Annotated in this window: 19 protein-coding genes and 2 pseudogenes; 2 read left to right on the top strand and 19 right to left on the bottom strand. The window is 40.5% G+C overall.

Going from position 1 to position 26,915, the window contains the following annotated elements; genetic code table 11:
- Nucleotides 1–53 precede the first annotated feature (53 nt).
- From gltB to AC1M9H_RS07605, 10 genes and pseudogenes are all read right to left on the bottom strand, one after another.
- Nucleotides 54–4,529, bottom strand: coding sequence for a glutamate synthase large subunit (gene gltB / locus AC1M9H_RS07650; protein ID WP_171076729.1), 4,476 nt, complete (start codon nucleotides 4,527–4,529; stop codon nucleotides 54–56).
- A 414-nt stretch (nucleotides 4,530–4,943) separates the two neighbouring features.
- Nucleotides 4,944–5,789, bottom strand: a complete 846-nt coding sequence (locus AC1M9H_RS07645; protein WP_481613104.1) for a hypothetical protein — start codon at nucleotides 5,787–5,789, stop codon at nucleotides 4,944–4,946.
- Nucleotides 5,790–5,803: 14 nt separating this feature from the next.
- Nucleotides 5,804–6,883, bottom strand: coding sequence for a 3-dehydroquinate synthase (gene aroB / locus AC1M9H_RS07640; protein WP_481597470.1), 1,080 nt, complete (start codon nucleotides 6,881–6,883; stop codon nucleotides 5,804–5,806).
- Between the two features lie 25 nt (nucleotides 6,884–6,908).
- Nucleotides 6,909–7,451 (bottom strand): shikimate kinase AroK, encoded by a 543-nt coding sequence (gene aroK / locus AC1M9H_RS07635; protein ID WP_035263975.1) that lies wholly within the window; start codon nucleotides 7,449–7,451, stop codon nucleotides 6,909–6,911.
- Nucleotides 7,452–7,487: 36 nt separating this feature from the next.
- Nucleotides 7,488–9,218: pseudogene (locus AC1M9H_RS07630) on the bottom strand (type IV pilus secretin PilQ); the annotation flags it as partial.
- A gap of 360 nt (nucleotides 9,219–9,578) precedes the next feature.
- Nucleotides 9,579–9,800, bottom strand: a pseudogene (locus tag AC1M9H_RS07625) (AMIN domain-containing protein); the annotation flags it as partial.
- A gap of 196 nt (nucleotides 9,801–9,996) precedes the next feature.
- Nucleotides 9,997–10,524, bottom strand: a complete 528-nt coding sequence (locus AC1M9H_RS07620; RefSeq protein WP_481589152.1) for a pilus assembly protein PilP — start codon at nucleotides 10,522–10,524, stop codon at nucleotides 9,997–9,999.
- Complete coding sequence (locus AC1M9H_RS07615) at nucleotides 10,524–11,252, bottom strand: type IV pilus inner membrane component PilO (protein ID WP_481613103.1); 729 nt, start codon at nucleotides 11,250–11,252, stop codon at nucleotides 10,524–10,526. Before AC1M9H_RS07615 ends, AC1M9H_RS07620 begins: the two co-directional genes overlap by 1 nt.
- Entirely contained in the window at nucleotides 11,249–11,875 is a 627-nt protein-coding gene (locus AC1M9H_RS07610) for a PilN domain-containing protein (protein WP_035263969.1), read from the bottom strand. The genes AC1M9H_RS07615 and AC1M9H_RS07610 overlap by 4 nt, the downstream gene beginning before the upstream one ends.
- Nucleotides 11,875–12,933: a pilus assembly protein PilM gene (locus tag AC1M9H_RS07605; RefSeq protein WP_035263966.1), complete on the bottom strand. Its 1,059-nt coding sequence runs from the start codon at nucleotides 12,931–12,933 to the stop codon at nucleotides 11,875–11,877. The genes AC1M9H_RS07610 and AC1M9H_RS07605 overlap by 1 nt, the downstream gene beginning before the upstream one ends.
- A gap of 168 nt (nucleotides 12,934–13,101) precedes the next feature.
- On the opposite strand from AC1M9H_RS07605, the gene ponA reads away from it, so the two are divergent.
- Entirely contained in the window at nucleotides 13,102–15,627 is a 2,526-nt protein-coding gene (gene ponA, locus AC1M9H_RS07600; RefSeq protein ID WP_481613102.1) for a penicillin-binding protein PBP1a, read from the top strand.
- A gap of 32 nt (nucleotides 15,628–15,659) precedes the next feature.
- Here the strand turns inward: ponA and AC1M9H_RS07595 are convergent, their stop codons facing one another.
- From AC1M9H_RS07595 to AC1M9H_RS07555, 9 genes are all read right to left on the bottom strand, one after another.
- Nucleotides 15,660–16,466, bottom strand: a complete 807-nt coding sequence (locus AC1M9H_RS07595; protein WP_481613123.1) for a putative RNA methyltransferase — start codon at nucleotides 16,464–16,466, stop codon at nucleotides 15,660–15,662.
- A 71-nt stretch (nucleotides 16,467–16,537) separates the two neighbouring features.
- Entirely contained in the window at nucleotides 16,538–17,656 is a 1,119-nt protein-coding gene (mraY, locus tag AC1M9H_RS07590) for a phospho-N-acetylmuramoyl-pentapeptide-transferase (RefSeq protein WP_092767279.1), read from the bottom strand.
- Nucleotides 17,657–19,060 carry a UDP-N-acetylmuramoyl-tripeptide--D-alanyl-D-alanine ligase gene (locus AC1M9H_RS07585; protein WP_481613101.1) on the bottom strand — a complete coding sequence of 468 codons (1,404 nt, stop codon included), beginning with the start codon at nucleotides 19,058–19,060 and terminating at the stop codon, nucleotides 17,657–17,659. It abuts the gene before it with no gap.
- Nucleotides 19,061–19,069: 9 nt separating this feature from the next.
- The gene (locus AC1M9H_RS07580) at nucleotides 19,070–20,566 is read right to left on the bottom strand and encodes a UDP-N-acetylmuramoyl-L-alanyl-D-glutamate--2,6-diaminopimelate ligase (protein WP_481613100.1); all 1,497 of its coding nucleotides are present in this window, start codon (nucleotides 20,564–20,566) and stop codon (nucleotides 19,070–19,072) included.
- A 7-nt stretch (nucleotides 20,567–20,573) separates the two neighbouring features.
- Nucleotides 20,574–22,403, bottom strand: a complete 1,830-nt coding sequence (gene ftsI / locus AC1M9H_RS07575; protein WP_481613099.1) for a penicillin-binding protein PBP3 — start codon at nucleotides 22,401–22,403, stop codon at nucleotides 20,574–20,576.
- Nucleotides 22,404–22,412: 9 nt separating this feature from the next.
- Entirely contained in the window at nucleotides 22,413–22,757 is a 345-nt protein-coding gene (gene ftsL, locus AC1M9H_RS07570) for a cell division protein FtsL (protein WP_481608940.1), read from the bottom strand.
- A complete protein-coding gene (gene rsmH, locus AC1M9H_RS07565; RefSeq protein WP_092767287.1) occupies nucleotides 22,757–23,680 on the bottom strand; it encodes a 16S rRNA (cytosine(1402)-N(4))-methyltransferase RsmH in 924 nt (307 codons plus the stop codon). The genes ftsL and rsmH overlap by 1 nt, the downstream gene beginning before the upstream one ends.
- Nucleotides 23,681–23,864: 184 nt before the next feature.
- Complete coding sequence (locus AC1M9H_RS07560) at nucleotides 23,865–24,881, bottom strand: sulfate ABC transporter substrate-binding protein (RefSeq protein WP_481589159.1); 1,017 nt, start codon at nucleotides 24,879–24,881, stop codon at nucleotides 23,865–23,867.
- A gap of 239 nt (nucleotides 24,882–25,120) precedes the next feature.
- Nucleotides 25,121–26,095, bottom strand: a complete 975-nt coding sequence (locus AC1M9H_RS07555; RefSeq protein ID WP_481608954.1) for a sulfate ABC transporter substrate-binding protein — start codon at nucleotides 26,093–26,095, stop codon at nucleotides 25,121–25,123.
- A gap of 405 nt (nucleotides 26,096–26,500) precedes the next feature.
- Between AC1M9H_RS07555 and AC1M9H_RS07550 the strand changes: the two genes are divergently transcribed.
- The gene (locus AC1M9H_RS07550; protein WP_092767291.1) at nucleotides 26,501–26,815 is read left to right on the top strand and encodes a hypothetical protein; all 315 of its coding nucleotides are present in this window, start codon (nucleotides 26,501–26,503) and stop codon (nucleotides 26,813–26,815) included.
- The last annotated feature ends 100 nt before the right edge of the window (nucleotides 26,816–26,915 follow it).

Below are 26,915 nucleotides of genomic sequence, written 5' to 3'. Positions count from 1 at the left end.
TGCAGTCTATTGTTAGTTCAGCTGCATCTGCCTATATATCTGCAGTAGTGGAATTATTGAGGATCAGCTTGAGTTGTTTTTAATAAAGTCTGCAAGTTTGCAGCTTTTGGTTTCACCAACCAGAATTTACGGCTGTAGAAATCAAACTCGTTACGGATCTTGTACGCCCAAGCACTACCAGTTTCCTTAATATGCTCATCTAAAATGCGGCTTAAGAACTCTTTATGTTCTTCCATTGATTCGGTCGAAATACGATTAAGCTCGATCAACTCGTGGTTATAATGATCAACAAAGTCATTATCTAAATCAAGTACATAAGCAAAACCACCTGTCATACCTGCACCGAAGTTATGACCAACTTTACCCAGTACCGTCACAATACCACCTGTCATATATTCACAACAGTGATCTCCAGCACCCTCAATCACCGCAAACGCACCTGAGTTACGAACAGCAAAACGTTCACCAGCTGTACCTGCAGCAAATAATTTACCGCCTGTTGCACCATATAAACATGTGTTACCAATGATCGCTGTTTCTTGTGTTTGAAATGGAGAACCCTTCGGTGGGAAAATTGAGATACGACCACCCGCCATACCTTTACCCACATAGTCATTCGCATCACCTTCAAGCTTGATATGCAGACCACCCGCATTCCATACACCAAGTGATTGTCCAGCAGTACCTGTCAAATTCACTTTAACAGGGTGTGCTTCCATACTTAAGTTACCATAGCGACGAGCGATCTCGCCTGAAACACGTGCCCCAATAGAACGGTCACAGTTACCAATGCTAAAACTGTATTCACCACCTGTACCAGCTTCAATCGCAGGCAATATTTCTGCAATCATAGACTCAGCCAAAACACCTTTATCAAATGGTGCATTTCCTTCGACTTCGCAATATTGAGCTTTGCCTTCAGCAGCTGGATGTGATTCAAGTAAAGCACTTAAATCTAGGTGAGCGTGCTTATCTGTTTCACCAGGTAGCATTTCTAGTAAGTCGGTACGACCAATCAAGTCTTTCAAACTTGATACACCTAATGCAGCCAACCACTCACGTGTTTCTTCTGCAATAAAGGTGAAGAAGTTAATGAGCATTTGTGGTTCGCCGATATAGTGCTCTTGACGCAAATGATCTTGCTGAGTCGCTACACCAGTCGCACAGTTATTTAAGTGGCAGATACGGAGGTATTTACAACCCAACGCAATCATTGGTGTAGAACCAAAACCGAAGCTTTCCGCACCTAAAATAGCTGCTTTCACGACATCTAGACCCGTTTTTAAACCACCATCCGTTTGAACGCGAACTTTACCACGCAAATCATTTACACGAAGGGCTTGATGCGCTTCAGAAAGACCAAGCTCCCATGGCGAACCCGCATGATGAATCGAAGACAATGGCGATGCTGCTGTACCACCGTCATAACCAGAGATGGTAATAAAGTCAGCATAGGCTTTTGCAACACCCGCAGCAATCGTCCCCACACCTGGCTCAGATACCAGTTTTACAGAGACCATCGCTTGAGGGTTAACTTGTTTTAAATCAAAAATTAACTGCGATAAATCTTCGATTGAATAAATATCGTGGTGCGGTGGTGGAGAAATTAATGTCACACCCGGTACAGAGTAGCGTAAACGTGCAATTAAGCCATTCACTTTACCACCTGGCAACTGACCACCTTCACCCGGTTTTGCACCTTGTGCCACTTTAATTTGCAGTACTTCTGCAGAAGTTAAGTAAGCAGGCGTTACACCAAAACGACCTGATGCGATTTGTTTGATTTTTGAGTTCCGGATTGTGCCGTAACGCGCTGGATCTTCACCACCCTCACCTGAGTTCGAACGACCACCAATTGTATTCATTGCAATGGCAATCGCTTCATGTGCTTCTGGTGATAATGCCCCTAAAGACATCCCTGCAGAGTCAAAACGCGGAAGAATCGCTTCTACAGATTCAACTTGATCCAGTGGAATTGAATTTTCTGTTTTGAGTTTAAATAAATCACGAATGGTTGCCACTGGACGATTATTTACAAGCTCAGCATATTCTTTGAAATCTTCATATTTCCCAGAACGTACAGATTTATGTAGAGCATTAATTACATCAGGATTAAAAGCGTGATATTCCTTATCAAATACAAATTTCAGCAAACCACCTTGCTCAATTGGCTTACGTGATTTCCAAGCGGTTTCTGCTAATTTTTTCAAATCATTTTCAAGATCAACAAAAGTTGCACCTTTAATACGGCTTGGAACACCTGTGAAGCATTTATTAACAACTTCTTCAGATAAACCGACAGCTTCAAATAATTGTCCACCACGATATGAAGCAACAGTCGAAATACCCATTTTTGAAAGGACTTTCAGCAATCCTTTTTCGATCCCTTTACGGAAATTCGCTTGTGCATGAATCGGATCACCTAACAACTCACCTTTCGCAATTAAATCATTAATGACGTCATATGCAAGATATGGGTAAATTGCTGTTGCGCCAAAGCCAAGCATTACGGCAAATTGGTGTGGATCACGCGCTAAAGCTGTTTCAACAATAATGTTTGCATCTGTACGTAAACCTGCATGGATGAGGTAATGGTGGATAGCACCCGTTACCATCGCTGCATTAGCTGGTAAGAACCCTTCACGGATTTTCTTATCAGAAATCACCAATAGGGTTTTGCCATCACGAATTGCTTGCGCTGCTTCTTCACAAATACGTGTAATCGCGGCTTCTAGACCTTCAGTCTCTGCATAGTTTAGATCAATATCTGCAATCTCGTAGCCCTTACGACCTAAAGTGCGAATTTGATGCATTTTAGAGTTTGACAGTACAGGACTTGAAATAATTAATCGATCCGCATGCTCTGGACCTTGTTCAAATACATTTTGTTCACGACCCAAACATGTTTCTAAAGACATTACGATCGATTCACGTAATGGATCGATTGGTGGGTTAGTTACCTGAGCAAATTGTTGACGGAAGTAATCTGTTACATGGCGTACTTGACGAGACAATACTGCCATCGGCGTATCATCGCCCATCGAACCTACCGCTTCTTGACCACTTTCAGCGATTGGACGTAATAACTGATCTCGCTCTTCAAATGTCACCATAAACATTTTTTGTGCTGCTTTTAAAGCATCGCCTTTTAAGCCTTGATCACATAGATATTCTTCTAGCTCTGGGCTGCCTTGGATACGCACTGAATTTTCACGCAACCATTGACGATAAGGACGCATTTTTTTCAGATGATTACTGACGTCTTTAGTATCCAGCAATTTACCAGTGAAAGTGTCAATGACTAAGATCTGACCTGGTCCAACACGACCTTTAGAGACCACATCTTCTGGTTCATAACCCCAGACACCAATTTCTGATGCAAGTGTGATGTAACCATTCTTAGTAATTACCCAACGTGCAGGACGTAAACCATTACGATCCAGCATACAAATCGCATGGCGACCATCTTGAATCACAAGACCTGCTGGCCCATCCCATGCTTCCATATGTTTAGAGTTAAACTCATAGAATGCACGCAAATCAGCATCTAAAGTTTCAACGTTTTGCCATGCTGGTGGAACGAGCATGCGTAGTGCACGGAATAAATCCATACCTCCACCAACCAAGATCTCGAGCATGTTATCTAAACTTGAAGAGTCAGAGCCAGTACGGTTTACGATTGGGTTAAGCTCGGTTAAACCTGGCAAGAGCGGGTTTTCAAACTTTGGTGTACGTGCCATCGCCCAGTTACGGTTTGCTGTAATGGTATTAATTTCACCATTGTGCGCTAAGTAACGGAAAGGTTGTGCCAATGGCCAACGCGGTAATGTATTGGTTGAGAAACGCTGATGGAACACCACAATGTGAGATTCCAAACGTGGATCAGCTAAATCTGTATAAAAATCTGCAATCGCTTCAGGCATCATTAAGCCTTTATAAGAGATCACAGTTGAACAAAGTGTTGTAACGTAGAATGAACTATCTTGACTTAATTTTTGTTCAGCACGACGTCGAGCCAAGAATAACTTACGGTTAAACTCAACTTCTTCAACACCCATTGGACAGTTAACAATTACTTGTTCAAAAGCTGGCAAAGACTGCATCGCAATTGAGCCTAATGCTTCATTATTGGTTGGCACTAAGCGCCATGCAATTACACGCAAACCTTCTGATTCGATTTCTTTAGTCAGCACTTGTTTTGCATGTGCAGCAATTGCAGGATCTAGGCTAAGAAAAACTGTACCTACTGCAAAAATTTCACTGAGTGTAATATCACTTAAACGTTTTGCTTCTTCACGGAAGAATTGCTTAGGCATAGCCAACAGTAGACCACATCCATCACCCGTCTTACCATCTGCAGCAATACCACCGCGGTGCGTCATACAACTTAAACTATGAATCGCGGTCTTGACCAAGTCATGACTTGCATCACCTTGCATATGGGCGATTAATCCGAAACCACAGTTATCTTTAAACTCATCCGGTTGGTATAGACCTTTAGCGGGAGCTACAGTATTAGGCGATGGCATGTGCATAGCGTACCCTTCTTCAACATGGCCCTCATTGGGCAAAACTTATCTATTCTTCAAATACGATTTCTTTATAAAACAAAGACATGATTCTGTATGTCTTTCGTTATTGAACGTCTTTTCTGATTTAATTTCACAAATGTACGAGACGATTTGCACCCATTTAAAGCAGATCAATTTGACTAAATCGCACACTAAATTAAGGTCTTCGCTCCAAAATAGGGACAATTTACTTAATCAGCGCACCAATAAAAGCAAAATCTATGCCAATATTTATTTATTCCGTGCAAGCGTTTTATTTCAATTATTTTGTCATTATTAACCGAAAAGGCACCAAATTAGAACCACTTTATCGCACCAATGATGTGCAAATTTATTATGCTTTCGTTTAATTTTGCGCCATTTTATACCATTTTAATTAAATGGATCACTAATTTGAGCCTCTTGATTCCGCTTATCCGTATTATTCTTTGAGTTATCGCTCGAAATAGGGTCAACATTCGATTGCGAACGTCTCACATCAACCACATTTCCTGACTGATCTTTTCTTGTAATAGTCACATTGGTTGTTGCCTTAGCAGGATCAACCATAGGGGTTGGCTTAGGACGAACCAGCAAGGACTCATCAATCAATGGTACAGCTGCAGGTCGTAATTTAATTTCGTATAATTTTGCAGTTGTTAGTTCTTCAGAACCCATGTCATTAACTTTACCCACAAACTGATTAAAGCCAGCAACTTTAGGCGATACAGAAGGTGGTAACTTTAAATCCAATCCATTTAAAGTTGTCTTGGCAGCACCTTCCCCCATAAACAGCCCATAACCCAAAATGTACTGTTCAACTTGATCTTCACCACTCAAACGAAAATAAATGTATGGTTTACGATCAGTTTGCTTATTAAGAAAACTTTTAATTACATCTTCATTAGTAACGCGAAATAGTTCGATATAATAATTATTTTTATTGTCTTGAATAAACTTTGTGCCTCTAAATTCAGGCAAATGGTTTCCTGAAGCCACTTTACGCGCAGTTAATTCCAAAGGTCGCACTTGATCAGTCAGCCCGCCCAAATAATTTGTTGCTGCCACCTTTTCAGGTTGAATTTGGACTTGAGTTTCTTCAATTTGCTTAGACTGAGTAACCAACTCTTTGCTATCAGTCAAAATCCAGAATACAAAAGATGCGACTAAAAACAGTATGCCACCGATCAACCAAATATATTGTTGCGCTGTGCGTGGGGATGAGTGGCGTACCGTCATGAGAAAACCTAAGATTATGCTTGATTACGTAAAATCGCTTGTTTCATTAATTCCACATCAAACTCTTTGGTAATTACTGCTTGCCCTAGTGACTTCAAGAGCACTAAACGTAATTGACCATTCAGGACTTTTTTGTCATGAGACATATATGCCAAAAATTCATCAAGTGGAATTTGAGGACATTTTATCGGTAATTTCGCACGTTGAATGATAATTTTTGTACGTTCAAGGTCAGCTTCTGTGATCCACCCCATTAAATAAGATAAATCTGCCGCCATCACCATTCCCGTCGCCACAGCCTCACCATGTAACCACTCACCATATCCCAGATAAGATTCAATTGCATGTCCAAAGGTATGACCTAAATTCAGTAATGCACGCTCACCCTGTTCTTTCTCATCATTGGCCACAATTCGCGCTTTGTGTGCACAAGAGCGGTAGACTGCTTCAGCAAGTAATTCTGGATGTTGGGCAACGAGACCATCCATGTTTTCCTCAAGCCATGCAAGAAAATCAACATCTCCTAATAGGGCATACTTAATGACTTCAGCCAAACCTGCTGATAACTCACGCTCAGGCAATGTTTTAAGTTGCGCCATATCCGCAAGTACGACCTGTGGCTGCTGGAATGCGCCAATCATGTTTTTGCCTAATGAGTGGTTGATTCCAGTTTTACCGCCAACGCTCGAATCGACTTGCGATAGCAGCGTGGTCGGGACTTGAATAAAATACACTCCGCGTTGGAAACAAGCTGATGCAAATCCAGCCATGTCACCAATCACCCCTCCACCCAAGGCAAGCACTGTACAATCTCGGTTAAATCCTGCCTCAAGCAAGGCATCAAAAATTAAATTCAAATGTTCAATATTTTTATAACATTCACCATCAGGTAGAACACATGTCCCAACTTTTTTACCTAAACCTTTCACAGCTGATACATAGTGATCTAAATACAACGGTTTAACCGTTTCATTGGTGACAATCATGACCTGTTGCCCATGAATATAGGGTTCAAGTAATTGTTGCGGATCTAAATCACTACCAATGAAAATAGGATAACGGCGTTCACCGAGTTCAACGAATAAGGTTTGCATGATGTTATAAGCCAATAAAACAAATTTAATTCAATTCTTTTGCGACAATCACATTAAGAATACGTTGTGCCAAATCACGCGCTGCGCCTTGATTCGTTTCAATAATATGATGTGCAACTTCACGATACAGCGGATCACGAATATTCAATAATTCACGTAATTTCTGTTCAGGATTTTCGACTTGTAATAAAGGTCGATTTTTATCACGGTAGGTTCTTTGAAGTTGTATTTCTACGGGAGTATAAAGATAAATCACAATACCTCGATCTTTTAGATAAGATCGATTAATCGACTGAGTAACTGCACCGCCACCCGTCGCAACAACTAAATTTTGTTTTGATGTTAAATCATCAATTACCAGTGATTCACGATGTCTGAATCCCTGTTCACCCTCTTTCTCAAAAATCCATGGGATGGTCGCCCCAGTTTTTCTTTCTATCTCATGATCACTATCAAGAAACTCTCGATGAAGTAAATCTGCAAGATGTCGACCAACGGTTGTTTTACCAGCTCCCATGGGCCCTACCAAATAAATATTCGGTAGGGTTTCAAACTCTTTGCTTGGCAAGGAGTCACCTATTGAATTGCTTTCATTGAAACTATATTAATTGTTTCTAGTTTGCCTGTCATTAACAATTCTTGGTGTCACAAAGATTAATAACTCACGCTTATTCTCTGTTTTACTGTCTTTACGGAATAGACGACCAACAGCAGGAATATCACCAAAGAAAGGTACCTTGGTTTGGTTAAAAATCGTTTCTTGCTCGAAAATACCACCTAGCACCACAGTTTCACCGTTGTTCACAAGCACATTGGTATCAATTTGATTTTTATTCAAAATGATTTCACCATTCTGTGCGTAACCTGCTGGTGAATCGCTGGTAATGTTCAATTTCATTTGAATTTTACCATCAGGCGTAATACTTGGTGTTACCTCTAAGCTTAACAACGCTTCTTTAAAGGAAGTCGTCGCCGTTGCAGCACCACCTGCAGTTTCAGTGGTTTGGTAAGGGATTTCCTGACCTGAAGCAACTTTCGCTTGTTGCTTATCAGCAGTGAGAACTTTTGGGGTAGAAATAACTTCACCGTAGCCATCAGCTTGTAGTGCCGATAACTCAAGGTCCAGCATAAAATCAGACATATTGATTAAACCAAATGCAATTTTACCTGCAGCCCCAGCCACACCTAAATCCACATTTAAGTTATCAGGACGTTGAATATTATAACGACCATCCTCACTTGGTGATTTTAAATCCCACAGCGTTTGATCACTACCACCAACCAAAAGATCATTATTGGTTGCAACACCTTTCGATACTACCCCCCATTTCACACCCATTTCTTTAGTGAAATCTGTTGTCGCGCGTACAATACGAGCTTCGATCATGACTTGTTTTACAGAAACATCCAATAAATCAATCATCTTGCGAATTTGATCAATTTTTTGAACTGTATCGTTAATGATCAATGTATTGGTACGTGGATCAATTGAAACTGTACCACGTGGACTTAATAATGACCCGACACTGTCCCCCAATGGGTCAGTTGTTGAATTTGTATTATTACCATTAGATGAACGGCTGTTACGACCTTCAGTAATCAACTTTTCAATATCTTCAACTTTGGCATAGCTCAATTGAATATATTCGGTTTGCAATGGTGCCAACTTCACACTTTGTGCAATGGCTTTCGCCTCTTCTTCTTCGGCTTTAATCAATTCTGGAACAGGTGCAATCCAAATCACGTTTCCGTTGCGACGCTTATCCAAGTTCTTGGTTTTCATTACAATATCAAGCGCTTGATCCCAAGGCACATCTTTTAAGCGTAATGTAATATTCCCTTGAACTGAATCCGAAGTCACCATATTAATGCCGGTAAAATCAGCCAACAATTGTAATACGCGGCGCACTTCAATGTCTTGGAAGTCGAGAGAAATCTTATTACCTGTATATTTAGGTGTACGATTTTGGCTGCTTAAGCCTTTTTTCTCTTCTGGGCGTTTTAGACTGATCGTTAACTTACCATCTGTTTGATAAGCCATATATTCGAAGCTACCACTCGACTGAATGGAAATTACACCATTCGACTTATCATTATAAGCGTCTACTGTAGAGACAGGCGTCGCAAAATCATTAACGTTTAAACGGCGCACCAAATGCGATGGAATTTTGTTACCGAGGAAACGCACCACAACTTTGCTACCTTGCTGTTGTACATCTACTGGTGTATCTGCTGTTTTTAAATTCAGTACAACTTGTCCCTCACCTGCACTACCGCGCTCAAAACCAATATCTTGCAGTCCTTGTTGTACTGCTTGATAAGCGACAGGTGCTGGCGGTGTATACGCAACAGGCTGCTGATAAACAGGAGCTACTGGAGGTGGTACAGGTGCTGCAACTTGCTGACGAACCACTGGTGCAGGTGGAGCGGCAGGTCTTAAAACCGTAGGCGTTGGTGCAGTTGGTTTCAATACCTGCTGTGCTGCAACAGGAATCACAGGTGTTGGCGTTACAGGTGTCGTTGCCACAGTTGTAGCCGCAACAGGTGTAACGCTATTCGTCAGATTAGGACGTATGACTGGCTTTAAAACACTTGTTTTAGGCGCTGGTTCTGCTGCTTTGGCTTGTGTAACCTCTGGCGCCGCTGGTGTTGCCACTTTCGCAGAGTTTGGATTATTTATTTTTAAAATAAAGGTATTGCCTTCAACACGTGTCGTGTAGCTCCCCTTCTGCGTTAAATTGACAGTTAACCGTGAACGCTGATCATTAGAAATGACTTCCACTGAGTTTGCTTCAGTGGTCGACACAGGTATTTTAGTATTCGCCAGTGTTTGACCTGCCTGCATAAAATCCAAAACGAGTCGAGATGGATTTTCCAATTGATACGACTGTGGCTGTGGAGGTAATCCGTTAAACATGACACGGATTTCTGTTCCTTGACCTGGCACCTGCAAAGGCACAATATTGGTCATCGTAGTTTTAGCCGCCGCTGCCTGCATAACAGCTATAGAAACAGTGGTCATAGCGAATTGACGAAGAAAACGGTTCATATACTGTCGATCCCCACCCCAAAAATTTTGCATACTCTTTTTCATTGTTATTCCTTAACTCGTCTTAACCAACAGGCCCAAGCAACACTAAGCTTCTCGGTCTTTCGATATAACCATCTCGACCATCTGAAACAATTTCAATCAGATCGATTTGAGTCGGCGTTATCTTCACGATGCGCCCTTGGTTCATCCCCATGTAATTACCACGTTGCACACGCTCAATCTCACCATCAGGGGTTTGAATCAAAGCGAGAATCTGGCCATTGTTACGTTTTAAACTTCCTTTGAAGTTTAACGTTTCCAATGCATAGCTTTCTAAAGGCTGTGGTTGACGATTAAAATTAGGATAAACACGTTTACCCGACATGATTCTTAGCTCTGTTGCCAATGAGTTTGGCAAGAATGGACTTCGAAGTTGATGTGCCGAGTAAAGAAAATTTGGAACTGGATTAAATACAGGTGCCGGTTCTATGGGTAAAGGCGGCTGGCTACGAATATTCGCCATTTCTTGATTGACCGCATCAATACGCGAATCACATCCCACCAAAGTCGTTGCAATAATTAATCCGCACAAAAGCTTAAATGATTTCATTATTGTCCTCCTGCTGGCATATCAGCTGGTGGAACAACCGCTGAACCTACCGTATCTTCAGTCGATGCAACATAACGATATGTTTTGGCTTTTAATGAATAATTGATCAGTGGAATATCAGATTTTTTATCTGTACTTGGCGTCGCTGTAATCACAAAATCATGTAAGGTCACGATACGCGGTAAAGACGCAATTCCACTCACAAAACGCCCAAATGAATGATAATCACCTGTCGTTTCTATCGAAATTGGCTGCTCAATGAAGAATTCTTGAGCCACTTCATTTTCGAGACGGATATTTTTAAATTTGAGCCCTGAATTCACACCTGTTAAGTTGATGTCCTCAACTAAACTTGGAATTTCTGTTTCTTTTGGCAATTGTTGTAATTGCTCATTGAAATTCATTTCCATTTGTTGCAACTGTGCTTGGTATTGCTGCAAATTACGGAGCTTAGAATCCTTTTCTTTAAACTCTGTCAGTAAATTTGCCTCTTGTGCTTTAGCAAGATCAATGGATTCAAGTTTTGGTTTAATCACCAAAAAGTAACCAATAACACAAACAAATAGGAAAATAAAAATCCAACAGGTAATTTTTACAGACAGTGGCCAACTACCGTAGTTATTGGAGTCCAAAGTATTAAATTGCTGAAAGAACTTTTCAACAGTCATGGACTTCTTTTTAGGTACAGTGACATCTGAATCAAAATCATTTAAATCATTACGACTCATGGTGCACCTCCCACATTATTCGCGTCCATCTCTGATGTCGGTTGAGCAATTGCACCCAAGTCGACAGTCACGATAAATGTACCGTATGACTCTTCAACTCGAGGGATTACCGAACTTGGTGCTTTTTCCTTCACTTCTGGCGCAGCCAAGAATGAATTCATAAATGCATTTCGGTACCACTGGGAAGCTTCTAAACCACGTAATAACTCTGCTACCGCATTCGGACTTTCTGCTTTACCTTCGATGGTAAATTTATTACCAGTACGGGTAAATTTCGTCAGATACACCGTTTCAGGAACAACACGTACCAATTCATCTACTAAACGCACAGTAACAGGTCGTTGACCTTCAAGACCTTGAATCAGTTTCATCCGCTCAATCACTGCATTTCGACGTTCTTGCAATCCTTCCAAGGATTTTAATTGAACGTCTAAACTTTGATTGGTGCTTACAATAAGTTGGTTTGCTTGTTCTTGGTCTTGCAATTTATGATTCAAGAAGAACCAAGCTGCTAAAACCGATAAAATCGCAAGTAATACCACTGCGATACAGATATAAACAAATTGCTTTTTTCGCTGTTCTCTTAGCTCTTCGCGCCAAGGGAGTAAATTAATTTTAGCCATTAATCAAAACTCCTCAATGCCAAGCCACACGCCACCAATAATGATGGTGCATCATTTTCTATTTTTTTCAGGTCGATTTGAGGAGAAAAGCCCATTTGTAAAAATGGATTAGCAATAGTGACACGATATCCCAATTTTTGTTGCATCATTTTTGCAAGACCTGGGATATTGGCATTACCACCCGCCAATAAAATATGATCAATCTCGTTAAATTGAGAAGAAGAGAAAAAGAACTGTAATGAACGCGCTGCTTGTTGAATCACTGCATCAAGGAATGGCATTAAAACTTCTGTTTCAAAGTCATCTGGTAAGGTGTTGTCTTTTTTAGCACGCCCAGCTTCATCATAAGATAAGCCATAACGATTTTGCACGTCTTGAGTCAATTGCTTACCGCCAAACACTTGTTCGCGCGTGTAAATAATTTTGCCATTTTGCATGACTGATAAAGTCGTCATGGTATGACCAATATCAAGAACGCCAACAAGATTTGCACCAATCGGCAATGTATCTGCAAAGACTTCAAAACTACGTTCCAGTGCATAGCTTTCAACATCGGCAACTTTTGGGGTAAGGCCGACCAAATCCAATACTTCAATACGAGAGTCCACGTTTTCAGTACGTGTCGCAACGAGTAGAACGTTCACTCTGTTTGGATTGTTTAATCGCTCAGGAAGCACTTCAAAGTCTAAACTGACTTCGTCAAGTGGGAATGGGATATATTGCTCAGCATCCATACGAATCTGAACTTCACGCTCATCATCGCTCATGTCGGCATCCATCTCGATGACCTTGTGAATCACCATAGATGTAGGTACCGCAAAAGCAGCATTCGTCGATTGCGGATTTGCAATATTAATCGCGCGCTCTAAAGCATCAGCCACGTTATCCTGATTGAGGATGTTTTTTTCAACAACACTCCCATCAACCAATGGACTTAACCCGTAACTTTCAACCCAATAGCGACCGTTTTTAACTGATAGCTCTAATAGCTTAACAGAGGTCGAACTAACATCTACCCCCACTAACCCCTTATTTGGCTTACGATATAGTCTAAGCACAATGCAATTCCTATTATTTTTTTGTCCCCAACAACAGCACAATACAAACTAACTACACTTGGTCTAATTTTTTTGCGGATATAATAACTCAACTAACATTCTGTTAAATGAGAAGCTATACTGACCTTCTATTAGTTTGCCTTTAGCACCTATTAAAACTTACTTGTTATGAAAAAGCTATCTTGTTGTGGACAGATTCACCCTTTTTTTTTGCTGATTATCATTATCTTAGTCACAATTCCAATGGGCTTTTATGGAATGTATCTCTATATTGCACCATCTTTGCCAGAGATGACTGCTTTTAAGAAGGCTCCATTATTAAAACCGCTGCAAGTTTATACAGCAGATAACCAATTAATCGCAGAATATGGTGGCAAACTTTCTGTTCCAGTTGAATATGAGCAAATCCCACAAGATTTTATTCATGCTTTTTTAGCTGCAGAAGACTCTTCTTTTTTTGAGCATAGCGGTATTAGTTTTAAAAGTTTAGGACGTGCAGTCAGTGAATCGATCACGGGTTCTGACATTCAAACTGGTGGTTCTACAATTACCATGCAGGTGGCAAAAAACTATTATTTAACCCCAGAACGAACTCTCAAGCGCAAACTCACCGAAATTTTCTTAGCACGTAAAATTGAACAAAAATTATCAAAAGAAGAAATTCTTACTCTCTACGTCAATAAAATTTTCCTCGGTAAAAATGCTTATGGCATCGCCGCAGCAGCAAAAATTTATTACAACAAGAATTTAGACGATCTTTCAATTGCCCAAATGGCAATGATTGCAGGATTACCTAAAGCACCCTCTAAGTATAATCCTGTGGCCAATCCTGAACGTGCGTTAGAACGTCGCAATTGGATTTTAGGTCGTATGCTACAGTTGGGTCATATTAGTCAAATTGAATATGAAGATGCAGTATCAGAGCCTATCGCTTTGGACATGCCTGATCGCGGTATTAACAATAAATTCCCTTATGTCGGTGAAATGGTTCGTTCTGAACTCGTCAAAAAATTTGGCGATCTCGCGATCGATTCAGGATATAAGGTTTACACCACTATTGATTACAATCGTCAAGCCTTTGCCGAAGAAGCAGTTCGTGTTGGTTTAGAAAGTTATGACCGTCGTCATGGATGGCGTGGCCCAGAAGCCCATGACAAACCCTTAAAAGACTTTGTACCATTTGCAAACACCTATCCTGCTGAAGTCACTAAAGTTTTAAGTAATTCTTTTGAAGCAACTTTACAAGATGGTTCATCAGTCACTGTTCCTTGGTCTGGCATGTCTTGGGCGAGACGCTATCGCAATGCCAATAGTGTGGGTGGTGCACCGAGCAATGCCTCACAAATTGTAAAAGTCAAAGATATTGTTCGTCTACGTCCAAATCAAAATCGTAGTATGTGGTCCTTGGTACAGGTGCCTCGTGTACAAGGTCAGTTAATTGCACTTAACCCAAATGATGGTTCCATTGTCGCGATCGTTGGTGGATATAATTTTTATCAATCGAAATTTAACCGTGCACTGCAAGGTTGGCGTCAACCTGGCTCTATTATCAAACCATTTGTCTACTCGCTTGCACTTGAACGAGGTATGACGCCGCATACCATGGTTAGTGATAATCCCATTACCATTGGTAAATGGTCACCACGCAATTCTGATGGGCGCTATCTGGGGATGATTCCATTACGTCGGGCTTTATATTTGTCACGTAATACTGTCTCTGTTCGCCTTTTACAAACAGTCGGTCTAGAACGTACTCGCCAATTGTTTATGGATTTTGGTTTGCAGGAAGATCAGATTCCACGTAACTACACGATTGCATTAGGAACACCTCAAGTACTCCCTGTGCAAATGGCAACAGGCTATGCCGCAATTGCCAATGGCGGTTTCCGCGTGCAACCTCACTTCATTAGCCGTATTGAGGATGCTTACGGCAAAGTGATTTATCAAGCCAATCCAGAATACGCATGTATTTCATGTATTAAATCTCAGAAGCAAGATACAACCTCTGCTGAAGCAACAACACCAGACGACGAAATTATTGAAGTTACCAATCAGTCTTTAGAGGATAAGCAACCCACTTTAACCGATGAAGAGCGTAGCCAATATCGTCAAGCACATCGAATTTTAAAATCCAGCTCAGCATTTGATATGGCGAATATTTTACGAGACGTAATTCAGCATGGTACTGGTCGCGCAGCATTAAAAATTGGTCGTGGTGATTTAGGAGGTAAAACAGGAACAACTAATGATGCAAAAGATGCTTGGTTCGCTGGCTTTAACGGCAATTTAGTCGCAGTTTCATGGGTAGGTTTCGACCAACCAACTACACTAGGTCGTCGTGAATATGGGGGTATCGCTGCTCTTCCAATTTGGAGTGACTTTATGGAGAAGTCTCTTGCCAATACACCATATGCTTGGGTAAGTTTAGATAAAAATGCAAAAGCTCCTTTAACTCGAGAACAACGTGGTCGTGTACATACATTAAACCATGAGCAAAAAGATAAAACTCCACCTTTAGCGCGTCCGATTTATCGCCCTGCTCCAGTGGTAGCACCAACGAATGATCGCGATTTTGATGATCTACCAGATACCGATCAACCGTTAACGCCGACGTCGTCGACACCACCGGATATGAATTCAACACCACAAGTTAAACGAGATTCAATAGAAAATTTGATTGATCAAGTTCAATAACCAAAATAAAGCCCTCTAAAAGAGGGCTTCTTTTAACTTTTCTTTTTTAAAATATAGATCTGAAACTCTGCACTCAGTTCAAATTTTTCAACTTGCTCTAATTGCTCACGCCGTTCAGGTTTGGCCTTATAAGCATATGGCGTCATTGCGATAAGACACTTTAGGTCATTTTGGTTCAACACCAATGGTGCCTGAATTAAGCTTTCATCAATTAACTCAAAGTGCTCGCTCAACTGTGCTACAAATTTATGTGGCTCATGTGCCTTAACTTCTTCAAATAGTGCTTCCCGCATTTTATATAAATGTTGTGGACCTGGGGTAACAACCATTAAATACCCCGATGGTTTTAATACACGTAATATTTCCGCCTCGGGAATAGGACTAAATAAACTGGTACATAAATCGATGGTCTCGCTTAAAACAGGCAACACAGCCCCCGTACCCACAACCCAAGTGACATTTTGATTTAATTTTGCTGCTACCTGAACTGCAGTTTTAGCAATATCCACCCCCACAACTTGTATCGCTTCAGCTTCCATTGCATTGGTGTAATATCCTTCACCGCAACCAATATCTAAAAGATTTTCAATACGTAATTCTCGGATTTTAGCAACGACAGCTTGCTGTAATGGCGCATAAAATCCCGCTGATAAAAACGACCGTCTAGCTTGAACAGACTCAGGGGTATCCCCTGGATTTTTACTATGTTTATGCTGTACGACATGCAAATTCACATAACCTTGCTTTGCAATATCGTAACTATGATTACTCTTGCAGCGCCATGTTTTCCCCTCAAGCGCCAATGCCTCGCGACAAACAGGACACATCAACAGATTCATCATTTTCTCCAAAAAATTTTAGCGATGAAAAAAAGTCGGCATAAGCCGACTTGATCTCATTTGATTCTTGCTTAGCGCAATTTTAAGGTCATTAGACCTAAAACTACTAGCATAATTGTGATAATCCAGAAACGGATGACCACCTGTGTTTCACGCCATCCTTTCTTTTCATAGTGATGATGTAACGGCGCCATAAGGAAAACACGTTTATTTCGCATACGAAGCGAACCGATTTGTAAGAATACAGAGACTGCTTCGACTACAAATACACCCGCCATAATTGCAAATACAATTTCCTGACGTACCATCACCGCAATAGTTCCCAGCATCGCTCCAAGCGACAAGGCACCAACATCACCCATAAATACTTGTGCAGGATGCGCGTTATACCAAAGGAATGCTAAACCTGCACCTATCATTGCAGCACAGATAACAACGAGTTCAGATGAATATTTCACATAGGGAATATGTAAATAATTTGCAAAACGAACATCACCCGCCAAATAAGCAAACACCCCTAGGCCCGCCGCAACCAATACAATTGGCATAATTGCAAGACCATCTAAACCGTCAGTCAGGTTAACAGCATTCGACGCACCGTTAATCACTAAATAAGTGAATATGATAAAACCGATCCCTAAAGGTATTACCGATAAAGGAATTGTAAGATCTTTAAAGAAAGGGATCAGCAAATCCAACATATTCGCAGTGTGTACAGGATTAGTTTGCTGAGTCGCAATTACGTAGAGTGATATCCCTGCACCCAAAGAAGCGACAGATGTCCAAAAAAACTTCTTACGCGCTGGCAAACCTGCATTGTCTTTATAACGGATTTTAATCCAGTCATCCGCCCAACCTACGGCGCCAAATATCACCATCACGCCAAGCACAATCCAAACATAAGGGTTTGAAAGATCTGCCCAAAGTAAAGTTGAAATCCCAATAGAAAGCAAAATAAGGAGACCACCCATGGTTGGTGTTCCCATTTTTTTGGCATGGTTTTCCGGAGCGAAAGAACTTACCGCTTGGCCATATTTTAAAGCTTGTAACTTACGGATCATAACAGGACCAAGAACTAGGCCTATCGTGAGTGCTGTCAAGACACTGAGCAGCGCACGTAATGTTAAATAACGAACCACTTGGAACGAGCTGTGATAGCCGGAAAGTTGTTCAAATAACCATAACAGCATTTAGAGTTTCTCCATCAAATCTGCCATCAACGTTTCCATATGGGTATAACGAGAACCTTTGAATAAGAAACTCATTTTTTGCGGTTGATGTGTTTCGATTAGACTAATTAAAAATGGTAGAGCTTGCTCTTGATTGAGGAAAGCTTGTAACTTTTTCCCGTACTGAGTACTACGTGCGCCTTCCTGTGTTGCTGGTGCAAACTCACCAACAGCAACGACAAAGTTGAGTCCGCGAATCGAAACCAAATCTCGCCCGAGTAAATAATGTTGTTGAGCAGCAGTCGGACCTAACTCACCAATATCCCCAATCACCATGACACGAATACCTTCTTGCTGTGCAAGCACTTCACCCGCTGCACGCATCGACGTCGGATTGGCATTGTATGTATCATCGATAAATAAAAAATCATTTTTTTGAATAAAATTCAAACGCCCCTTTGCACCCACAGCTTGTTCTAAACCCGTGACAATATCACCCAAGCTGATATTTAATGACAATGCAAATGCAGCCGCAGCCAAAGCATTTTGAACATTATGCTCACCAGCAAAAGGTAAATCCACGGGTTGGACACCTACAGGCGTATGTAATTTAAATTGTGCACTTTGTGGATTCAGCTGAATATCTGAAGCATAGACATCACCACCTTCTCCAAAACTTAAAGTTTTTGTTGTTTTCACACTTTGACGGATCTGATCTACATAATCATCAGCTGCTGGCACGATTGAAGTTTCTGAAACGTGACCGTAGATTTCAGATTTTGCTTTACAAATTCCATCACGCCCACCGAACTCACCAAGATGAGCCGTACCAATATTAATAATACCCGCAACATGAGGTTGAACGAGCTTCGAGGTATAGTCAATTTCTCCTTGATGACTTGCTCCGAGCTCCATCACTACATATTCATGATCTGGTCGAAGCTCCAATAGCATCATAGGCACACCCAGATCATTATTGAGATTACCTCGCGTGATCAATGTCGGTGCTTTGCGAGCAAGAATACTTCCAAGCATTTCTTTAGTGGTGGTTTTGCCGCTACTACCAGTCAGTGCAATAACTTTTAATTGCGCATGTTGAGCGCGACGAAATGCACCAAGCATACCTAATGCTAATCTCGTATCTTTTACCACCAACTGACAAATATCGATATCTAAAGGCCGCTCAACAATCGCGATCTGACAGCCTCTTTCAGCCACTTGTTGAACAAACTCATGCGCATCAAAACGCTCACCTTTCAGGGCTAAAAAAGCATCCCCCGACTCCGCATGACGTGAGTCTGTCAAAATACGCTTTACTTCTCCAGTCGGTTTTTTATCATTCAACCAATACCCTTGAGTAGCAGCAACAAGATCAGACAAAGTCCATGGGACAAGTGTCGCAGTACTTATAGTAGATGTGTGCATAATGATTCCTTAGTCTGCTGGATAAGATGCTGGCTCAGTCGCATGCTGACCCTTAATGGCTGCTTGGACTTCTACCACATCATCAAACCAATGACGAACACCATCAATCTCTTGATAATTTTCGTGGCCTTTACCTGCAATCACAACAATGTCACCTGCTTTTGCTGTTTTCACTACAAACTTAATCGCTTCACGACGATCATGAATTTCATGAACCTCTCTGTCCAAAAATTCAATTCCAGCCTTCATGTCAGCAAAAATTTGTTCTGGGTTTTCAGTACGTGGATTATCTGAGGTGAGCAATACAACATCTGCATGATCTAAAGCAGCCTGTGTCATTAAAGGTCGTTTACCGCGATCACGATCACCACCACACCCAAACACGGCCCATAATTGTTGTGAAACATGTCGTTTTAATGTTTGAAGAACCTGAATTAATGCATCAGGAGTGTGGGCATAATCTACGACAAACAAACGATCTCGATCACGCAACACTTGCATACGCCCTGGTGCGCCTTTTAACTGAGGAACTAAAGCGACTAACTGAGATAAATCTAAACCCGCCTGTTCAACAGAGATTAAGCTCGCAACAACATTTTCAATATTAAAGTGACCTAATAACGGACTATTCACTAAATAGCTTTGGGTCTTGGTCACCAATTTAAAATGAACACCGTCTAAACTATATTGAATCTCTTCAACACGGTAATCCGCGGGTCGAGTGGTGGAATAAGTCAAAATTTTAGGTTTTGCTGGATTTTGCTCCGCCGCTTTGAGCATGATATTTGCGTAAGCATCATCGATATTGATAATTGCAACTTTAAGACTCTCAAACTGAAATAAGCGTGATTTTGCCTCAGCATAGGCCTCTAAAGTCTTGTGATAATCCAAATGATCGCGACTTAAATTACTGTAAGCAGCAACTTCAATTGGCGTTCCATTGAGACGCCCCTGTTCAAGACCATGGGAGCTTGCTTCAATAGCAGCAAACTTAGCCCCCTGCTGAGCATAAGCATGCAATTGATTTTGCATATGCAATGCATCCAACGTAGTATGTGTAGATGCTTCAAGGTGAGGTAAAATCCCATTCCCCGTCGTCCCCATCACTGCGCATGGATGTTTGCTTAACACCAATAGCTCTGCAACAAGCCTTGAAATGGTCGTTTTACCATTGGTTCCCGTGACAGCCAAGACTCGAAGTGGATTCACTGGCTCTGTCTGTTGCAAATAATCTTTCTGCCATTGTCCCATGAGCATACGCACATTCGGAACGATCAAACTTTGCGTTAAACCTAAATCTTGTTCTGAAATAATAGCCAAAGCACCAAGATCTAGTGCCTTCTGTGCATACTCTGCAGTTTTTTCAGGTTGAGAAAGACTAGTCAAAGCAATAAACACTTGTCCCGCTTCAACTTTACGACTATCTAATTGGAAGCCATTAAATGCTTGTTGCATCCATTCTGCTGGATGATCTACAGCGTAGATTTGTTGAAATGTAATCGACATTCATCACCTATGGAATGGATTTTGGAGTATCTAAGGGTTTATCCAATGGTACGTTTAACAGTCTCAGCGACTCCTGCATTACTTTTGCGAAAACAGGTGCTGATACAGTACCACCGTAATATGTGCCTTTTGGATTTTCGACCACGACGACCATCGCCAAACGTGGATCACTTACAGGTGCAACACCTGCAAATAAAGCTCGATATTCATTGGTCGAATAACCTTTACGGTCAGCACGTAATTTGTGTGCTGTACCCGTTTTACCTGCAACGCGATAACCTGGTATTTGAGCACGAGTCGCTGTACCGCCTGGCAATGTTGCTGTCTCCATCATTAACAAGACTTGATCCGCAATTTTAGGATCAATCATTTGTTCACCTTGAGGAGCCTCATCCAACTTGTACAAACTTAAAGGGACTTTCTTCCCTTTATTTGCCAGCATGGCATAAGCGTCTGCCAATTGCAGTACCGTGGCATTGAGACCATATCCATAGGACATGGTTGCAACTTCTGAAATATTCCATTTACTTGACGGTAAGATCAGACCTGGGCTTTCACCAGGGAATTTAACAGCCGAACGCTGTCCAAAACCAAGACGCTTATAGAACGTTGGTAAAGTCGGATAAGGCAAAGATAAGGCAATTTTCGCTACACCTACGTTGGAGGATTTTTGAATAATGCCACCTAAAGTAAGCGCTCCATAATTATGCGTATCACGAATTGTATGATTACCGACACGCATCGACCCTGGCGTGGTATTAACGACTGAGTTTGCAGTGTACTTACCACTTTCAAGCGCCATCGCCACCGTTAATGGTTTCATCGTCGAACCTGGTTCAAACGAGTCAACTGCACCGCGATTTCGCATTGCATCTTTATTGGATAAACTTTTTTTATCATTCGGGTTATACGACGGCCAACTGGTCATCGCTAGAATTTCACCGGTTTTGACATCGACCGCAATTGCTGTAGCAGAACGTGCATTATTTGCCACACCCACCGCGGTAAGCTCTCGATACATAATGTATTGCAGTCGAGAGTCAATACTCAGTGTAATATTTTCCCCAGCTTCAACTTCTTTAATAACTTCTGGAACTTGAACACGGTTACCATGCTTATCACGTACAATTTTCTGTTCGCCATTGACCCCTGCAAGCCGCTTATTCAGCTGCATCTCCAAACCTTCAATCCCTGTTCCCTCGGTATTGGTTAAACCAATGATTTGAGAGTTGGGTTGTGGTTGTGGGTAATAACGTTTATATGATTTTTCAGAATATACGCCAGCAAAATTGCGTTGTGCTAACAGAGCCGCTTGAGCAGGTGGTACTTCTTTTTTCAATACTAAATAACGTGAACGAGCTCGATCTTGAACACGCTTTTTGAGGTCAGCTCGATCCAGCCCAACTGCATCTGCTAGCTCATCTAAATTCAGGTTTTCCTGTGGTAACTGATTTTTTAATTTTCGACTGGTTGGATTCTTTTTTAACTCTTCAGTAATTTCATCAAAAGTTGCTTTAGTTTCAAAATAATGTTGAGGATCAATCACCACCTTCATAATTGGTGTACTAATTGCCAAGGGAACGCCATTACGGTCGCTAATAACCCCTCGCATCGCACTTAATTTTTCAGTACGTAAAATTTTTGCGTTAGCTTTATTTTGCAAAAAGTCTTTATTCACAATTTGAACATAAAAGGCACGTGCAACCAATACCACAAAAAATGTCAGGACTAAGCCCCACATTAAATAGAAACGCCACATATCTACAGCAACGGTTCTTTTCTGTGTAATTGGCTGCTGTTTTTTACGTGTTTGTTTTGTTTTGCTTTTATCAACCATTCAGCGTGCCTATTGATTTTTCGCGGTTTCAGCAGGAAGTGAAACCACCACAGTCTGTGATGTTGGTGGTGAATACATACGTAATTGTGTCACTGCACGTGTCCCAATCTGTGCAGTCGCTCCAAATGTCTGTTGCTCAATAAGTAGACGACCCCATTCAGCATTAATGTCTTCAAGCTCACGCATATGCGTATTAAATTCACGAAAATCTTGACGATAAGAATAGACCTGATAGACCACCATAAATGCGCTCACCATGACCATAGCGGTTAAAATGCTATAGATCAGTATTTTTTTTCGCACCAAGGGCGTTGCTACAGGTTCCTGTTGTTCTACGTCTTTTTCCTTTTTCATTATTCGCCTTTAAAATTTATTCGCTCTGCAACTCGCAACCAAGCACTTCTAGAACGCGGATTTTGTTTCACTTCTTCTTCACTCGCACGTACGCGATCAATTTTTTTCAAACGACGAGTTTCTTTAGGTTTCTGAGGTAAGCCCCAACCATCATCCTCAGCTAAAGTCGACTCTTTTTGAATAAATTGTTTAATAATTCGATCTTCTAAGGAATGGAAACTGATGACCGCTAATCGACCTCCATTATGAAGCATATCCAGTGCTTCAGGTAAAAAAGCATGCACATCTTCTAATTCTTTATTGATTTCAATTCGAATTGCTTGGAATGTACGTGTCGCAGCATGCTTATTCTTTTCCCATTTCGGATGGGCAACTTTTACAATTTCAGCCAATTGACTTGTACTCTCAATATAACCTGCTGCTTTAATCGCTTTCGCAATGCGGCGGCTATATCTTTCTTCACCATATTGAAAAATAATATTCGCTAAATGCTCTTCATCAACTTCAACCAACCATTGCGCTGCAGTTAGGCCTTGAGAGTTGTCCATTCGCATATCCAATGGACCGTCTTTCATAAAGCTGAAACCACGTTCGGCCTGATCAAGTTGTGGCGATGAAACACCCAAATCTGCCATAACACCATCCACAGTTTCAACACCACGTTGATTTAAGGCTGTTTTAATATCTGCAAAACTTGCATGAATAATGGTAAATCTTGGATCTTCTTGTTCTAACTGAGCAGCCACAGCCAAAGCCTGCGGATCTTTATCAAAGGCATAGACACGAGAATGTTCATCTAATTTGGACAAGAGAAGTCGAGTATGACCTCCTCGACCAAAGGTGCCATCTACATAAATCCCTGTATTACGCCCACCCAATAGGGCATCTACAGTTTCATGAAGTAATACAGAAATATGCGACATAATAACGTTTCAGAACATCTAAAAATTTAACTGCACATTATTACCTTGTTTTAATAAAGCTCCAAACGACTTTTTGTAGGTAAATTTTACTTTCTATAGGCAAAACCGTTTCATTCACTGGAATGTTCAAATAAAAAAGCCTCACTTGGAGGCTTTTTTATTAATTTTCAATTACTTCAGTATATTAACGACGACTGTTATAAATCTGATCAAAAATCGCACCATTCACAAAATGTGCTTGTTGTGCTTTTGCCCAACCACCGAAAACCTCATCAATGGTGAATGTTTTTAACTTAGGAAATTGTTTTGAGTATTTTGCTAACACTTCAGCATTACGCGGACGATAGAAATGCTTAGCAGCCATCTCCTGACCTAATGGTGAATATAAATAGTTGATATAGCCAGTTGCCAACCATTTATTGCCATTTTTATCTACAGTACGATCAACGATGGCAACAGAAGGCTCTGTCAAAATAGAAATAGATGGATAAACAATATCAAACTGATCTTTGCCCAAGGCTTTTTGAGTGACCAGTGCTTCATTTTCCCAAGTGAGCAACACATCGCCAATTTTACGCTCAGCAAATGTCGTCATAGAAGCGCGCGCCGCAGAGTCCATCACTTTGACGTTATGGTACATCTTGCCAACAAAGTCTTTTGCTTTCGCTTCATTACCACCTGGTTGTTTGAGTGCATAACCCCAAGCTGATAAATATACCCAGCGTGGTAGTCCACCTGTTTTAGGGTTTGGTGTGATGATTTCTACACCCGGCTTAACAAGATCTTGCCAATCCTGAATTTTTTTAGGGTTACCTTTACGCACCATAAAAACAATGGTTGATGTATAAGGTGCAGAGTTATAAGGGAACTCTTTTTGCCATCCTTTATTGATTTGACCCGATTTCACGATCTCTTCAATATCATTTGCCAAAGCCAAAGTGACAACGTCGCCTTTCAAGCCATCAACCACAGAGCGTGCTTGTTTACCTGAGCCACCATGAGATTGTTTAAAGTTGACTTTCACTCCAGTTCTTGACTGCCAATATTGACCAAATGACTGATTAAACTCATCATAAAATTCACGAGTCGCATCATAAGATACATTCAGGAAATCACGTTGTGCTGCTTGAGAAGATACGCTGAACGATAAACCTGTTGCGAGTAAGCCCGCTGTAAGCAAGGCTTTAAATTGAGTTTTCATAGTCAAAAAATCTAGATATACATAATTAATCTAAATATATGAAATAAAATCATATTCATCAATTTAATTTAGACATGTGATTTACGTTATATTGCTACCATTTTTCTTTCAAGATTATGAATTAATTCATAAATCATCTTAAATACAGTCTATATTCAAATATATAGTATTTTATGGATTTCTTATAATTAAAAATGGATAGCATATCGCTATCCATTCACATAAGTTCTAAAAATAGATTATTTTTCTGCTGAAATTTGGTCATAAATAGCGCCATTTACAAAGTGCGTTTGCTGCGCTTTCGCCCAACCACCAAATACTTTATCGATGGTAAATAATTGTACCTTTGGAAATTTAGTACTGTATTTAGCTGCGATTTTTTCATTACGTGCTCGAAAATTATGTTTAGCAGCTAATTCCTGCCCCAAAGGTGAATACAGATAGTTAAGATATCCTTTTGCGAGATTACGATTCCCATTTCTATCTACGGTTTTATCTACGATGGCAACAGAAGGCTCAGCTAGAATTGAAATGGATGGATAAATAATTTCAAATTTATCTTGCCCCAAACCTTGCGTCGCTAAGAGCGCTTCATTTTCCCAAGACAGTAAAACATCACCAATTCCACGTTCAGCAAAAGTCGTGAGTGATCCACGGGCTCCTGAATCTAACACTTTGACATTTTTGTATAATCGTTTGACTAACTCACGAGCTTTGGCATCATTTCCGGCAGGCTGTTTAAGTGCATAGCCCCATGCAGATAAATAAATCCATCGTGGCGCACCACCTGTTTTTGGGTTCGGGGTAATGATCTCAACACCTGGTTTGACTAAATCATTCCAGTCTTTGATATTTTTTGGATTGCCCTTTTTTACTAAAAAAACAATGGTAGATGTATAGGGTGCTGAATTATTGGGAAATTCTTTTTGCCAATTTTTATTGATATAACCTGCTTTTACAATTTCTTCAATATCATTTGCAAGTGCCAAGGTCACAACATCTGCTTGTAATCCTGTTGCTACAGCACGTGCTTGTTTCCCAGATCCACCATGAGATTGCTTAAATTGCACGTCTTGACCAGTACGTTTTTTCCAAAACTCACCGAAACTTTGGTTATATTCTTGATAAAATTCGCGAGTTGGATCATAAGAAACATTTAAAAATGATGTATTCGCCTGTGCAGTCATACTGAACAACAATGCCCCAATACTCATTGTGCCCAATAATTTATTGAAAAAGTGCTTATTCATTAAAATCTCTTTTTTATTACATTTATGAATTGCACTATATTTTTTATTTACTTCAGTCACAATGTATTCAATAGACGAATTAAATCATTGTAAATATCTAAATTTTATATACATTTTCTTCATATGAATTGCATTTTTATCACTTATACTCTCTTTAAAATTTACCGCATAACATCATATCTTCACCAAATCTCCATATTTTATTGATAAAAAGAGGCAAAATTTATTTCAGCTACAGGTTGAGTAACTTAAGGATTGTTGAATAACAAATTGTAAGAAAGTGTGATGCATTTGTACTTTTGTGAATTTTATGTTTAAAATGTAAACCTAATTACTCTTACAATAAATTCAAAATAGGGGAAAATTGAAATGAATTTGTGCTATTTACAAGCGTTAAGCTTAACTTTATGTGTTTTTGGTATGAGCCAGACACATGCAGCAGCGTTACAAAACCCTGCCAAATCACTACAAAACTCTAGTGTTGCTGAAAAGTCTTTAACACCTATCGAACGCGCATTGACTCAACAAAAACGTGAACGTGCTGAGAACAAACCTTCTTCAGAGATGGATCAGATTAAAGTGATCACCTCTATTAAGAATGCTCCAACGCAAAACTTCCTAGCATCGCAACACCAACAGTTTTCGCGTTTTTTACAAAGTTTATTTCCTCAGCACACATCTTAAGCACCATTTTTCTCAATCTCCCCAATTGAGCCAAATTTAGCCCAGTCCGATTTAATGAATTAATCATTAAGCCACTGGGCTTTTTGCTATAATAAAACCA

The sequence above is a fragment of the Acinetobacter sp. ANC_7512 genome (genome assembly GCF_056779935.1).
Note: the sequence above shows the minus strand (reverse complement) of the source record. Positions and strands in the feature narration are given on the sequence as shown.